Below are 13,097 nucleotides of genomic sequence, written 5' to 3' on the forward strand. Positions count from 1 at the left end.
GTAACAGTCGGGCGCCATCCAGACATGACATCACCATCGAGAGTGACCATTTCAGAGTGAAGAAGAACATGCCGAAGATCGGCGGCTTCCGATCCTTCAGAACGGCGCGTCGAACGATCGCTGGGTTCGAAGCGATGCTCTGGCTGAAGAAGGGCTTCGGCTTCACGGGCGATTGGACCGTCAACGATCAGAACGATCTGCTCGTGCGTCTCTTCCGAATTCAAAAGGTCAAGAAAGCATGAAAGCAGCCCCGTTAGGGGGCATTCTAACATCGCTGGAGATTTTGCAACAGGCCCGCCACACGGCATGCGCAATCACTTCAGCTGGAAACCGATGGCGGCGATAAAGGCCGTCACCGGAACGGCAACCTGATCCAATCAGCATGCCGAAAGCTTATTTGATCGCGTTAACCCGCTCCAGAGCCCTTATTCGGCCGCCCCTTGACGGTATTCCCGGGGAGATACGGCGGTATGATTTCGGAAGAACCGGCTGAAGTGCGCTTGATCCTCAAAGCCGAGCCTGCTCGCGGCCGTGCCGAGGGGCTCTTGTGAGGTAACGGTCAGCCGCACCGCCTGCTCGAGGCGCACGACATTCTGGAATAGACCAGGCGACATTCCCGTGCAGGCCTTGAACTGGCGGAAGAAGTTGGATCGGCTCATACCGATCTCGCCAATAATGTTATCGATGCTCGTAGAGTCACCCGCCTTGCCCTTGATGTGCCCCATGGCTTTGCGGATGCGCCAGTCGACCGGCCGGGCGCCGACCAGCCGCGGCGCTTGACGTCCGTACACGGAGCAGCGATCGATCATTGACACGACCAGATCGCTTAGAAGCCTTTCAGCGTCCATCCGCGCCTCCGTACCGCCCACTAGGCATTCAGAGAGCGCCATGACGAGTCGACGCGCCGGCTCCGTCATTTGTCCGTAGGTCGTGTCGAAGAAGTTGAACTCGCTGCTTCTGATCCAGTCGGGTCGGAAAGTGGCGAGCCATTCCGGATCGAGATAGAGCGCAAGAATCTGGGTCACCGGCTGGCCGGGCCGATGAAGGAATTCGTGCGGACGCCAAGCATCGACGAGAACCGCGACATCGTCCGTCAACGGGCAAGGCACATCGTCGACGACGAAATGGGTGTCTGCCCCCGCAACCTTGAATAGCATGTGGCAATGTGGATGCGCATGTCGTACCAGGCAGTGAGCCAGCTCGACAAGTGCGATACGGCCGAAAGACCCCAACTTGACACGGACAGCGGCTGTCATTCCTTAACTATACCAAGATCCTAAGTTTGGGGAAGTCAGAATTGCGTGTTCCCGCTGAGCGGGATTTGACTTTGGGACGGAAAGCAGCGATGGCAACGTCATCGTCTGGGAATTGCATCCTGGGAGGACGTGGTTGGGCGAGCAAGAGTCCCTTCAGCAGAAGCTGGTTCCCGCCGTCGAGCGGGCGTCGGTCATCCTGGACATCGTGGCTGCTGCCAAGCGCTATCCGACCGTGTCGGAGCTGGCGCGCGAGACGGCGCTGCCCAAGAGCACCGTGCATGCTCTCTGCATGACGCTGGTCAAGCTTGGACTGCTGATCCGGCGCCCCGATCAGACCTATCTCCTCGGTCCGCATCTCCTGCGGTGGTCGAATGCCTTCGAACGCCAGACTGATGTTGCCGCCGAATTCGCTGCACTCTGGGACCAGACGGAGGTCGCGGTCGACACGATCGTCTCGCTGTGCATCCCCGATGAGGCCGATGTCGTCTTCATCGCAGCGCGTCAGACACATGCTCTCGGGCGCTTTCCGCTTCGTCCCGGCATGCGCCTTCCGGCGCCGCTCTGCGCGGCTGGCAAGGCGATCATCGCCTCCTGGCCTGATTACGAGATTCTTAGAACGTTCGGCGACCGGTTCCCTGAAAAGCTCACCTCTCGGTCTGTCGACAATGTCGGAGACCTGATGGCAGAAATCCGGGAAATCCGCGCCCTGGGAGTGGCGATCGAAGTCGGTCAATGCGAGCCAGGGGTCACCAATCTTGCGAAGGCAGTGCTCAACTCCCTCAACCGACCGGTTGCGGCCGTGATGATGAGTATCGAGGGCGAGGGGATGCCGGACGCCACACGACGCCAACTGACGGGGAGCGTAGCCAATCTCGCCGCGCGCCTGTCGCACCGGCTCGGGGCGGACGTTGCTGCCTGAGCTCGTAGTCGTTCCAGGCCGTTGCTTGACTCGATCCGTCATGCGGGAGCGACACCGCCGGCCGACGACCAGCGGCCGGTCTGCCGCGCGCACGGCTTGGCGAGATGGCTGTCAATGAGGTCGAGCATCTGGCCAGGATTGTCCAGATGAGGAAAATGCCCATCCCGTTGCAGCAGCACCCACTTGACCGGTCCGGCCGCGCGCGACGCGGCGAGCGACACCTGCGCGCTGGAGCCGAATTCATCACGGAGGCCCTGGATCAACAGGATCGGCGAGGTGAGTGCGTCCAATTTATCGAGTACCGCGGTCGGGTTCGAACACAACGCCTCGCGCGCGCCGCGCCATCGCCGATAGGCGCCTTCTCCGTCGAGGTGGAACGCGCCCAGGCGCCCGGTCAGCCCGACCTGCCATTCTTCCTCGGGCAGGTCCCTGGTCGCTCGGACGAATTGCCCGTCGGCGAAAACCTGCGGTGAGATCGCCACAAGGCTTGCGATGAGTCCCGGATTCATGCAGGCAGCCAGTGCGGCCGCGGCGGCGCCGTCACTGTGGCCGACGATATCGGCCCTGCCTATGTCCAGTGTGCGCATTAGTGCCGGCAGGACCATGGTCGCCTCGGCGACGAGATCTTCTGATGCGGCGGTCCTGCCGAGGGCGGGGCTGCGGCCGCGACCCGGTCGGGAATATGTGATGATGCGCCGCCAGGGGAACCGGAGGGCTAGCCCGTCGGCCAACTCCTCGAAGGATTCGAGGCTTCCGAGCCCGTGTGTGACAAGAATGATGGCGTCGCCGCCGGCATATCCTGTCTCGTAGACGTCAATCGGGCCGACGTCCGTGTCGACGAGCCTGGCGCGTGCCATGGCCAGGTTAGCACCACGAGCCGTAGGCCGGCTTGCATCCGATCTGAGATGTAGCATGTGACCTCTCCCCAGGACGGACATTCGGCGTCGTTCTCCCCGTGCCTCGCCTGCCATCCTAAGGTCATCATGGCACCAGTGAGGGCCTCCGATAAGCTCTTGGATGCACAAGAACTTGCCAAAGAATCTCATTTTTATGCTTGAAATGCTTCCGGCGAGGCGCCCGCTCGGCCGGCGCGCTCAAGATCGGCGCCCATGCGATGCGAAAGACGCATCGCTATCCTTGTGACGTTCTGGATGATCAGCTCGCGCTTGCTCTCGCTAATAGCTTCGACGGGAAGGCTGACCGCGACGCCGGCGATTGGACGATTTCGCGAGTCAAGCACCGCCGCGCCGTAGCAGACCATGCCCTCGGCCACCTGTTCCTCGTCGCAGCTGTAACCGTTCCGGCGCACGTCCTGAAGCTCCCCGAGCAACTGGTCGACGTCCTGGACGCTCTTCGGTGTCCGCGCCGTCGGCAACCCGTCGGGAAAGAGGCGGCGGATCTCGAAGTCGCTCATCCGGCTAAGGAACGCCTTGCCCGTGGCTGTGAAGGCCGCGGGGAGCCGCATGCCGGCACGGAAGTCGAGGAGGGGATGGCTGAGTTCGGAGTTGCGGGCAGCGATGTAAACGACTTCGGCGCCATCGAGCACGGTGAGCGTGATTGTGGCTCCCGGAAATTCGGTCTCCTGGTCCCAGATCGATGCAAACTCGGCCGCGACGTCGGCCTGGATGGTGAAGGCGTTCGACCAACGCATCACATGCGGCCCGAGCTGGAACGTCTGGTCGTTGCGCCGGAGCAACAGTTCGAGGTTGACCAGCGTATGGCAAAGCGAATGCACAGTGCTGCGAGCAATCTTCAGTTCTCGTGCCAGATCGGACAGGCTCAAGGACGTCTTCGACCGGGCAACGAGATCGAGAATCCGGGTTCCTCGCTCGAGAGCCGGCACTGGCTTGGCCTTGGAGTCCCTTGGGTTCATGCAGCGATTCCGGCTGAAAATCTGGCGCCCGTTTTCCTCTTGACAGGTGTTTAGCCCAAAGATTACGTTCCAGTCCACTGAAATATGTTCAGCATATTGAACACTGGACTGAGCGTAGAACACCACTGGTGAAGCGACACGCTGCCGGAGGACGGAGGGGCAAGGCATGGTGATGAGCGTGCGCGACTGGGCGATCCGGTTCGGAGAGGCTTCCGATCGCGACCCGACGATCGGGGCGATGGCGCGGTATTTTTCGTGCTCCTACATGTGGGACATGGGCACGCAGAAGGTCATCGTCGAGATGATCGACGGCAAGGTCCACCGCATCAACACCGAACCGCAGCCGCTCGATGCCTACGACTTCGCGCTGCGCGCAAGTCCCGCGACATGGCGGGAATTCGCCCGGCCGGTGCCCGAGCCGATGTATCACGGCATCTGGGCCGCGAGCTTCCGCCGCGACCTAAAGATCGAGGGCAACATCCTCGTGATGATGCAGAACCTGCGCAATTTCACCGTCCAGTTCGAACTGTTGCGGAAGGTCGGCGTGCCCGTCTGACGCCGCCTCCACATCCATTCAAGGAAGCCCCGAATGGTCAAACATTCCCCTGTCATCGGTCGCTACGTCACCATCGAGGTCGACGGCTACGAGTACAAGGTCTTCTACCTGCGCAACGGCCAGGGCATTCCCCTGGTCTGCCAGCACACGGCCGGCTGTCATAACCATCAGTGGCGGGGATTGCTGGAGGACGAGTCGATCACCAGCCAGTATGACGTCATCGCCTATGACCTCGCCCGCCATGGCAAGTCCGATCCGCCGCTCAACAAGGAATGGTGGAAGGAAGAATATACCCTCACCGCCAGCCACTACATGAATTTCATCGTCGCGCTCTGCGATGCGCTCGAGCTCAAGAACCCGATCTTCATGGGGTCGAGCTTTGGCGGCAATGTCGCGCTGCAGCTGGCGCTCCATTACCCCGACCGGTTCCGGGCGGTGATTCCTGTCGAAGCGGCCGAGCACGCGCCGGGTTTCTATCTCGACTGGTGGCGCCATCCACACGCCAATGCCGCGCAGGTCTGCGCCAGCGGCGTCTGGGACCTGATGGCGCCGCAGAGCCCCGACATGGATCGCTGGCTGACCTGGCACTACTACACCCAAGGGTCGGAAGCCTTCAAAGGAGACCTGTTCTTCTATTCGATCGACCACGACCTGCGCGGCAAGCTCGGCAACATCGATACCAAGCGCTGCCCTGTCATCATGATGACCGGCACCTACGACTACCTGACGCCGCCCGAAGCCACCGAGAACACGGCCCGTCAGATCCCCGGCGGCATCTATGTCGAGATGGAGGACATCGGCCATTTCCCGATGTCGGAGAACTACCCGCTGTTCGCGGTCTATCTCAAGGAAGCCCTCCGCATCATCGAAACGCGAACCTGACCGGTCCAGACAACAGAGGCTTGCGCGATGAAGATCATCGAATTCGACGAAAAGGGCCGCCGGGTCGAGGCCGACCCCAAGGCGGCGCCGGCGGGAGCCGCCGCCGCGTCGCTCGCTCCCCGGCCGGTCTTCGCCCAGGCGCCGAAGGAAGCGCCACGGGTGCGCCGCAAGTCGTCGGGCATCGAGCTGCACATGTTCCAGACCGGAACGCTGAAGACCAAGACCAAATTCATAAAGATGAACCAGGGGGACGAACCGTTCGAGATCCCGGTCCCTTGGTTCCTCATCCGTCACCCGCAGGGCAATGTGGTGATCGATGGCGGCAATGCGGTGGAGGCTGCAATCGACAAGCGCGGGCACTGGGGCGCCGTCGTCGACGCCTACGATCCCGTCATGGCGGTGTCGGAAAACTGCGTCGACCAACTCAAGATGATCGATATCGCCCCGCATGACGTGCGCTACGTCGTGCAGTCGCATCTCCATCTGGACCATACCGGCGCCATCGGACGCTTCCCCAAGGCGCAGTACATCGTCCAGCGCATCGAATACGACTATGCCTTCAAGCCGCACTGGTTCTCGGCGGGGGCCTACATCCGCGCCGATTTCGACCGGCCGGGCCTGAACTGGAAGTTCCTTGGTGGTGAATTTACCGACAATTACGACCTCTTCGGTGACGGCACGGTGCGGATGATCTTCACGCCGGGCCACTCGCCCGGCCATCAGTCCTTCCTGATCACGCTGCCGCAGACCGGTCCGGTTCTGCTCACCATCGATGCGGCCTACACCGTGGACCACTGGGAGAACAAGGCGCTGCCCGGCCTCGTCGTCTCGTCCGCGCAGGCCGCCGACTCCGTCGCCAAGCTGCGCCGCATAGCCGCCGACACCAGTGCGACCGTGGTGACCGGCCACGACCCGGTGACCTGGAAGGGTTTCCGCAAGGCGCCGCACGACTTCTACGACTGACGCATGAACGGGTGCCCGGGGGCACGCCAAACTGGAGGAGTGAACATGCTGAAAAGACTAGCTTATGCTGCGGCGATCATTGCCGTGGCGGCGACCGGGGTGCTGGCGGAGGGTCTCGACGAGATCAATCCCGATGTCGCCAAGCGCCTGTACAACAAGGACATGCTCGATCCGATGCAGCCGATTGGCCCGTCGAAGTGGCGTGACTTCGTCGCCAAGAACCCGCCGCCGTGGAAGATCGGCTATGCGTCGTCCTATGCCGGCAACACCTGGCGCGCGGCGGTGATGAACGAACTTGAAACCTCGATCATTCCGGAATGGAAGGGACTTGGCCTGCTCTCGGAACTGGTGGTCACCCAGTCCAACCTCAACGACCCGACGCAGATCCAGCAGATGCGCCAGCTCGTCGACCAGGGCGTCGATGCGATCATCGTCTGCTGCTCCAACCCGACCGCGCTCAACGCGACGGTGAAATATGCCGCCGACCATGGCGTCCCGGTGTTCTCGCTGACCGGCTACCTGACGTCGGAATACTCGATCAACTCGTCGGTCAACTACCAGGTCGCCGGCTACGAGATCGCCAAGGCGATGGTCGATCAGCTCGGCGGCAAGGGCAATGTTCTCGTGGTCGAAGGCATTCCCGGCACGTCGGGCTCCGACAGCCAGAACCGCGGTGTCCTCGCGGGTCTCGCGAGCTCGCCCGACATCAAGGTCGTCGGCTCGGTTGCCGGTATGTGGACGGACCAGGTCGCACAGGGCGAAGTGCAGAAGTGGCTCGCCACCAATCCCGGAAAGCTCGACGGCATCGTGGTTCAGTCGGCGGCTGAAATGGGCGTGCTGCGCGCCATCCAGCAGTCCAACAAGGCGGATGTCCCGGTGGCGATCGGCGGCGAGCTCGGCGCGCTCTGCTACTGGCGTAATCATCCAGAATACATCAACGCCTCATACCAGGTCTGGCCGCCGGCCGACGAGATCCAGCTGATCTGGAACATCATGATGCGCACGCTCCAGGGCCAGGGACCGAAGATCCAGTCGATCCTCGTCGATCCCGTCAAGATGACGCATGACGACCTCAAGGCGGTGATGAACGAGGACTGCTCGCTCGACAGCGCCGACTGGGTGAAGGTTGGTGCCAACCGCTGGGGCGGCGATCCCGCCTATCTCGACCAGTTCTTCCTGCGCCCCGCCGATCCGAAGGCCTTCAAGAAGAAGTGACGCAGCCGGGGGCCGACACCGGCCCCCGTCATTTTCCTGACTATCGTTTCCGGCCCAGTGCCTTTCAGGCGTCAACGGGATGACCATGGCGAGTACTTCGACAGAAATCACACAAGCAGCGGGCCGGGAGACAATCCTCGTGCGCGGTGTGAAGAAGTATTTCGGTCCGACCCGGGCGCTGGACGGGGCCTCCTTTTCCGCGCGCGCCGGCGAAATCCACGCCATTGTCGGCGGCAACGGCTGCGGCAAGAGCACCATGGCCAAGGTTGTCTCCGGCGTGCTGCCGATCGATAGCGGCACGGTGTCGATCCTCGGCGAGACGCCGTCGACGCCGGCCGAGAGCCGGGCATTGGGCATCTCCACCGTCTACCAGGAAGTGCTGGTCGCCGACGAAAGCTCGGTCGTCGACAACATCTTCATGGGCGCGGATCGTCTCTTCACCAAGACCCTCTCGCAGGAGCGCAAGGTGGCCCGCGCGGCTGAGCTCATGGAAGAACTCTCCGGCGAGCCCGTCGATCCGCATGCGCTGGTCGGCACCTTGCCGCTCGGGCTCAAGCAGTGGATCACCATCGCGCGCGCGCTGCTGTCGGAACCGAAGATTCTCATTCTCGACGAAAGCTCTGCTGCACTGGATTTCGACTCGACCGAGCGGCTGTTCGCCAAGATGCGGGCATTGCGCGACCGCGGTACGACGGTGTTGATTGTCACCCATCGCATTGCCGAGCTCGTCCGCATCTCCGACCGCGCCACCGTTTTCCGCGACGGCCGCGACGTTGGCGTGCTCGAAAAGGCCGACATCACCGAGCGCAACCTGCTGGCGCTGATGACCGGGGAGGATCGCGGCGTCAGCCACGGCACCGCCCTGGCACCGGTGCCGAAGACGCAAGATCCGGCACTTAAGGCCCGCAACCTCTCGGTTTGGCCGAATGCGCGGAGTTTCGATTTCGATCTCCGGCGCGGCGAAGTCGTCGGTATCGCTGGCCTCGACGGCCAGGGACAGGATGCGTTCGTGCGGGTGCTGGCGGGCGTGATGCCGGCGGCGGGTGGGCTGGTGCAGGTCGCAAATCGCGACGACAACTGGACGCCGGTGCGGAACCTCGCCGAAGCGGCCAAGGGCAAGATCGCCTACATATCCGGTGACCGCAAGCGCGAGGGCATCTTCGCCTCGCTGTCGATCTTCGAGAACATGGTCATGCCGCTCTATCGCGAGAAGAAGCGCGGCGGCATCCTCGGCTTCATCGATCGCGCGACGCTCGGCACAATCTTCAAGCGCGAGGCAGATAACCTCCTCATCAAGTTCGGCGAAAAGGAAGACCGCATCACCTCGCTTTCGGGCGGCAACCAGCAAAAGGTGCTGATCGGCCGTGGCTTCGCCACCCGTCCCGACGTGATCGTGCTCAACGATCCGGCGCGCGGCATCGATGTCGGCGCGAAATCCGAACTCTACAAGCATCTGCGTGCCTTCGCCGAGGAGGGCCGCGCGGTCGTCTACCTCTCCTCCGAGATCGAGGAGTTCCTCGGCTTTGCCACCCGCGTCATCGTCTTCCGCGACGGTGCGCCCTTCGATGCCTTCGAAGGCCGCGGTCTCGAGACCAAGCCGGTGCTCGAGGCGATGTTCGGACAGACAGCAGGAGCCGGCCTGGCATCCGCCCATGGCCTCACCCCGAAGCGGGCGGTCGTGCCTGTCGATCGCGGTGTCATCGGGGGTGACGGCGTGCGGGTCCGTGTCGAGGTGCCCGAGGAGATCAAGGCGGCAATGAAGGCGCCGAATGCCGGTCTCGCCCACAAGCAGACGCCGGTCGAGCGGCTGGTGGCGACGAGCGCCACGGAGGTCAGGCATGCGCCCAAGACCATCCGCGTCGTCGAATTCGACGATCGCGGCCAGAGGCGGGAAGGAGGACGCCCATGAGCGTTTCAGCTGCCGATATCGCCGCGACCAGTGTGCCCGCCACCAGGGTGGAGCAACAGGGCGGTCGCTCCAATCCGTTCCTGCTGATGCCGATCACGCTGTTCTTCGCGTTGCTCGCGGTGGCGGTGATGAGAGCACCCAATCTCATGACGGCGTCGGGCATCGGCGCTGCGATCATCGTCGTCACGCCGCTAATTCTGGCGACTTATACGCTGATGGCGTCGACGATCTCAGGGCGCGGTACGGTGGATCTTTCGGTCGGGCCGCTGATCGGTTTCATCAACGTCACGATGATACAGCTCCACGCGGCCGGGCTGATCGAAAACCCGATCGCGGTGTTTCTCTACTGCATGGCGGTCGGCGCGCTCTACCAGTTCATCTTCGCGCTGATCGTCATCTATGTCAGGGTGCAGCCGATCATCGTTTCGCTCTCGGGCTATCTGGCGCTGAGCGGCATCAATCTCGTCATCCTGCCGCGTCCTGGCGGCATGTCGCCGCCCTTCATGGCCGAGTGGGGCTATGGAACCTCGATCTTCTCGCCGATCCTGATCATCGTGCTGATCGCCTCGGCCGCCTGGCTGCTATTTACCGCCACCGCCTTCTATACGCATCTGCGCCTGATGGGTTCGGACGAGCGCGCCGCCTACACGTCCGGCGTTCCGATCACCATCGTCCGCATCGGGGCGCATCTGATATCAGGCTGCTTCGCAGGGCTCGCGGCCATCTGCTTCACGGCACTGATCTCGTCGGGTGATCCCTCGCAGGGTACCACCTATACGCTGATCGCGGTGACGGCACTGGTGCTGGGCGGCGCCTCGCTCGGCGGCGGGCGTGGCGGCGTGTTCGGCTCGGCGCTCGGCGCGCTCAATCTCTATCTGATCACTTATGTGCTTTCGACCTTCAACTTCGGCTCGGTCCAGAGCTTCGTCACCAATCTCGCCTATGGCGCGATCCTGGTCATCTCGCTGCTGCTGACGCTGCTAATCCCCGTCATCCAGCGCTATTTCCGCAACTTCTCGCCGCTCCTCTACTTCGTCGTGCTGTCGGTGATCGTGCTTGGCGTCATCCTGCATGCGACATTCGACTATGCTGCGCTCGGCACCATCGGCGCGATCGTGCCCGGCCCGCTCGACCTGCAGGCCGCGATGACGGCTCCGCTCGAAATCGCGACGCTTTCGCCCGAGACCCAGGCCCTGCGGATCGAGGCGGCGCCGCTCGTCTTCTTCGCACTTCTCATCGCGGTGATCGCCGTCTTCCTCAGGCTCGCTGTCGGGCAGTCGAGCCGGCGCAGCATCGCGCCGGCCGTGGCAGTCATCATCGCGGCTCTCGTGCTTGCCGGCGCCTATGTGATGAGCCAAGGGCTGATCGCGTCCAACCTCGGAGCGGTCCGATGATGGACAAGTTGCCCCAACTCAGCCTTCCTGCGCGCATCCTCGGCCTTGCCATCGGCCTGCTGCTTGCCGTGATCGGCGCAGGCTACGGCTTCGCCCAGGGAGTCGCCGTCCAGGTGGTGATCCTCTCGGCGATCGCGACACTGGCGCTCTTCGTCTTCGCCTGGCGTTATGTCATCGGCCAGTTCCTCGATCCTTCTGAGCCCGCCATTGATGGGCCGAGTCCACTTCGCCGTGCTTGGGTCCAGTATCGTTGGCCGCTTCTAGGCCTGGCGCTGATCCTCCTTGCTTTCCTGGTCCTGTCGCTGACGGTCGAGGCATTCTTCAACATCTGGAACGTAATCTCGCTGATCATCCTGCTCGCGATCCTGATCCTGACACGCACGCTCGGGCGCCAGTTCCAGCAGAACCGCTCGGCCTTCATCGGCATCATGGTGTTGGCGGGGCTGTTCTCCGTCGGTTCGATGAATATCGAAGGCTTCGCCTCGGGCGGCAACATCAAGTCTATGCTGCTCTTCGCCTCCTTCCTCGGCCTCGCTTCGGTGGGCCAGACGCTGGTGGCGCTGCTCGGTGGCCTCGACCTCTCGATCCCCTTCATCATCGGCGCCGCCAATGTCGGCCTTCTCTACCTCATCGGCCTCGGCGTTCCCCCCTGGCTCGCGTCGATCATCGTGCTGGCGATCGGGGCGCTGTTCGGCCTCATCAACGGCCTGCTGAGCTACAAGCTGCAGGGTCAAGCGCTGATCGTGACGCTCGGCACGGGCTTTGCGATTTCCGGCGGCGTGCAGATCGTCACCTCCATCGGCTCAGCCTATTCCGGCAATGTGTTCGGGACCGTGCCGGCCTGGCTCTCCAATGTTTCGGCCATGAACGGTTCCACCTTCGGCCTGCCCTTTCCGCCGGTCATCGCGCTCTGGGCTCTGATCGCACTCGTCCTCATCATCGGGCTGCGCACGACGGTCTATGGACGCTACCTCTATGCGCTCGGCGTCAACCGCACCTCGGCGAGCCGGGTGATGATCTCGGAGATGCGCTACTGGGTCATCATGTACACGCTCTCGGGCTTCTTCGCGGCGCTCACCGGCGGGCTGCTGCTCGGCTGGTCGGGCGGCGGGTTCATCGGGGTCGGCGACCAGTACCTGTTCCTGACGCTCGCGGCGGTAGTGGTCGGAGGCACGTCGTTGCTCGGCGGCGCCGGCGGCTACGGCTTCACCGTTATAGGCGTGCTCGTGCTGCAGGTGCTGTCGAGCTTCCTCGTCGGCATCGGCCTCGATTTCAAATGGCAGCAGTTCATCTTCGGCCTGCTGATCCTGCCCATGGTGGCGCTGTATGCCCGCTCCCCGCACATCAGGACCCAGATATGAGGACGCCCGCATGAGCAACAAGACTATCCGCAAAGGGAGACGATAAATGGCGGTCTATCAGACAACCGACCTGGCAGCGGCGAGCTATTCGGTCGCCTTGTTCGGCCTGGCCGCGACCACGGTCCTGCTGCTCATCGGCACCGCATGGGTGGGCCGGATCTGGCGACTGCCGGTGACGCTCTGCGCTATCGCGGCTCTGGTCGGCGTCGGCGCGGCATGGGAGGCGCGCGAGGCGTGGCTCGCCGGCGGCGGCGTGCCCGTCGTCTATCACTATGTTGGCTGGTCCGTTTCCATACCGCTCCAGGTGCTCGCGGTCTATTTCCTCGCCAGGACCGCCGGCAAGCTCGGTCCGGGCCTGTTCTGGCGGCTGGTTGTCGTTTCGGTGCTGATGGTGTTCGTGCGCTATCTCGGCGAGGCGCAGTACATGCACTCCACGCTCGCTTTCCTGATCGGGCTGGTTTTCTGGCTCTATATTCTCGGTGAACTCTATTTCGGGCGCATGGACGATGCCGTGCGCTCTTCGACCGGCGAAGCGCTCCGCCGCGGCTATTTCTGGCTGCGCCTCATCGTCACCGTCGGCTGGGCGATCTATCCGCTCGGCAACTTCCTAACCGCCTTTGCCGGGATGGTGGACGATGGCAGCCTGTCCGTCGCCTACAACCTCGCCGACATTCTCAACCGCATGGCGTTCGGCGTTGCCGTGCTTTCAGTGGGTGTCGCCGTTTCCGAGGAGGTCGGGCATGCCTGATCTCCGCAAACCAACTGAAAT

12 protein-coding genes and 1 pseudogene are annotated in these 13,097 nt (G+C 63.0%); 10 read left to right on the forward strand and 3 right to left on the reverse strand.

The window, feature by feature from the left end:
* Positions 1-35: 35 nt before the first annotated feature.
* A pseudogene (locus tag AC2YI2_RS07570) lies at positions 36-242 on the forward strand (DDE-type integrase/transposase/recombinase); the annotation flags it as partial.
* A gap of 183 nt (positions 243-425) precedes the next feature.
* Here the strand turns inward: AC2YI2_RS07570 and AC2YI2_RS07575 are convergent.
* Positions 426-1,256 (reverse strand): helix-turn-helix transcriptional regulator, encoded by an 831-nt coding sequence (locus AC2YI2_RS07575; protein ID WP_487385822.1) that lies wholly within the window; start codon positions 1,254-1,256, stop codon positions 426-428.
* Positions 1,257-1,389: 133 nt separating this feature from the next.
* Between AC2YI2_RS07575 and AC2YI2_RS07580 the strand changes: the two genes are divergently transcribed.
* Positions 1,390-2,175 carry an IclR family transcriptional regulator gene (locus AC2YI2_RS07580; RefSeq protein ID WP_487385823.1) on the forward strand — a complete coding sequence of 262 codons (786 nt, stop codon included), beginning with the start codon at positions 1,390-1,392 and terminating at the stop codon, positions 2,173-2,175.
* Between the two features lie 38 nt (positions 2,176-2,213).
* Here the strand turns inward: AC2YI2_RS07580 and AC2YI2_RS07585 are convergent, their stop codons facing one another.
* Both AC2YI2_RS07585 and AC2YI2_RS07590 read right to left on the reverse strand, forming a co-directional pair.
* The gene (locus tag AC2YI2_RS07585; protein ID WP_487385824.1) at positions 2,214-3,089 is read right to left on the reverse strand and encodes an alpha/beta fold hydrolase; all 876 of its coding nucleotides are present in this window, start codon (positions 3,087-3,089) and stop codon (positions 2,214-2,216) included.
* Between the two features lie 134 nt (positions 3,090-3,223).
* Positions 3,224-4,048 carry an IclR family transcriptional regulator gene (locus AC2YI2_RS07590; protein WP_487385825.1) on the reverse strand — a complete coding sequence of 275 codons (825 nt, stop codon included), beginning with the start codon at positions 4,046-4,048 and terminating at the stop codon, positions 3,224-3,226.
* 166 nt (positions 4,049-4,214) lie between these two features.
* On the opposite strand from AC2YI2_RS07590, the gene AC2YI2_RS07595 reads away from it, so the two are divergent.
* From AC2YI2_RS07595 to AC2YI2_RS07630, 8 genes are all read left to right on the forward strand, one after another.
* Entirely contained in the window at positions 4,215-4,604 is a 390-nt protein-coding gene (locus AC2YI2_RS07595) for a hypothetical protein (RefSeq protein WP_487385826.1), read from the forward strand.
* Positions 4,605-4,637: 33 nt separating this feature from the next.
* Complete coding sequence (locus AC2YI2_RS07600; RefSeq protein WP_487385827.1) at positions 4,638-5,486, forward strand: alpha/beta fold hydrolase; 849 nt, start codon at positions 4,638-4,640, stop codon at positions 5,484-5,486.
* A gap of 192 nt (positions 5,487-5,678) precedes the next feature.
* Positions 5,679-6,449, forward strand: a complete 771-nt coding sequence (attM, locus tag AC2YI2_RS07605; protein ID WP_487385874.1) for an AttM family quorum-quenching N-acyl homoserine lactonase — start codon at positions 5,679-5,681, stop codon at positions 6,447-6,449.
* Between the two features lie 45 nt (positions 6,450-6,494).
* Entirely contained in the window at positions 6,495-7,664 is a 1,170-nt protein-coding gene (locus AC2YI2_RS07610; RefSeq protein WP_487385828.1) for an ABC transporter substrate-binding protein, read from the forward strand.
* An 85-nt stretch (positions 7,665-7,749) separates the two neighbouring features.
* Positions 7,750-9,573, forward strand: a complete 1,824-nt coding sequence (locus AC2YI2_RS07615; protein WP_487385829.1) for a sugar ABC transporter ATP-binding protein — start codon at positions 7,750-7,752, stop codon at positions 9,571-9,573.
* Entirely contained in the window at positions 9,570-10,967 is a 1,398-nt protein-coding gene (locus tag AC2YI2_RS07620) for an ABC transporter permease (RefSeq protein ID WP_487385830.1), read from the forward strand. Before AC2YI2_RS07615 ends, AC2YI2_RS07620 begins: the two co-directional genes overlap by 4 nt.
* Positions 10,964-12,328 carry an ABC transporter permease gene (locus AC2YI2_RS07625; protein WP_487385831.1) on the forward strand — a complete coding sequence of 455 codons (1,365 nt, stop codon included), beginning with the start codon at positions 10,964-10,966 and terminating at the stop codon, positions 12,326-12,328. The genes AC2YI2_RS07620 and AC2YI2_RS07625 overlap by 4 nt, the downstream gene beginning before the upstream one ends.
* Positions 12,329-12,374: 46 nt before the next feature.
* Positions 12,375-13,076: a bacteriorhodopsin gene (locus AC2YI2_RS07630; protein ID WP_487385832.1), complete on the forward strand. Its 702-nt coding sequence runs from the start codon at positions 12,375-12,377 to the stop codon at positions 13,074-13,076.
* The last annotated feature ends 21 nt before the right edge of the window (positions 13,077-13,097 follow it).

It is taken from the genome of Rhizobium sp. SRI_017, assembly GCF_057586295.1.

Excerpts from the sequence above, each read along its gene's own strand:
- attM (WP_487385874.1), top strand. The coding sequence starts at position 5,679 with ATGTTCCAGACCGGAACGCTGAAGACCAAGACCAAATTCATAAAGATG.
- AC2YI2_RS07620 (WP_487385830.1), top strand. The coding sequence starts at position 9,570 with ATGAGCGTTTCAGCTGCCGATATCGCCGCGACCAGTGTGCCCGCCACC.
- AC2YI2_RS07600 (WP_487385827.1), top strand. The coding sequence starts at position 4,638 with ATGGTCAAACATTCCCCTGTCATCGGTCGCTACGTCACCATCGAGGTC.
- AC2YI2_RS07595 (WP_487385826.1), top strand. The coding sequence starts at position 4,215 with ATGGTGATGAGCGTGCGCGACTGGGCGATCCGGTTCGGAGAGGCTTCC.
- AC2YI2_RS07590 (WP_487385825.1), bottom strand. The coding sequence starts at position 4,048 with ATGAACCCAAGGGACTCCAAGGCCAAGCCAGTGCCGGCTCTCGAGCGA.
- AC2YI2_RS07625 (WP_487385831.1), top strand. The coding sequence starts at position 10,964 with ATGATGGACAAGTTGCCCCAACTCAGCCTTCCTGCGCGCATCCTCGGC.
- AC2YI2_RS07610 (WP_487385828.1), top strand. The coding sequence starts at position 6,495 with ATGCTGAAAAGACTAGCTTATGCTGCGGCGATCATTGCCGTGGCGGCG.
- AC2YI2_RS07575 (WP_487385822.1), bottom strand. The coding sequence starts at position 1,256 with ATGACAGCCGCTGTCCGTGTCAAGTTGGGGTCTTTCGGCCGTATCGCA.
- AC2YI2_RS07615 (WP_487385829.1), top strand. The coding sequence starts at position 7,750 with ATGGCGAGTACTTCGACAGAAATCACACAAGCAGCGGGCCGGGAGACA.
- AC2YI2_RS07630 (WP_487385832.1), top strand. The coding sequence starts at position 12,375 with ATGGCGGTCTATCAGACAACCGACCTGGCAGCGGCGAGCTATTCGGTC.
- AC2YI2_RS07585 (WP_487385824.1), bottom strand. The coding sequence starts at position 3,089 with ATGCTACATCTCAGATCGGATGCAAGCCGGCCTACGGCTCGTGGTGCT.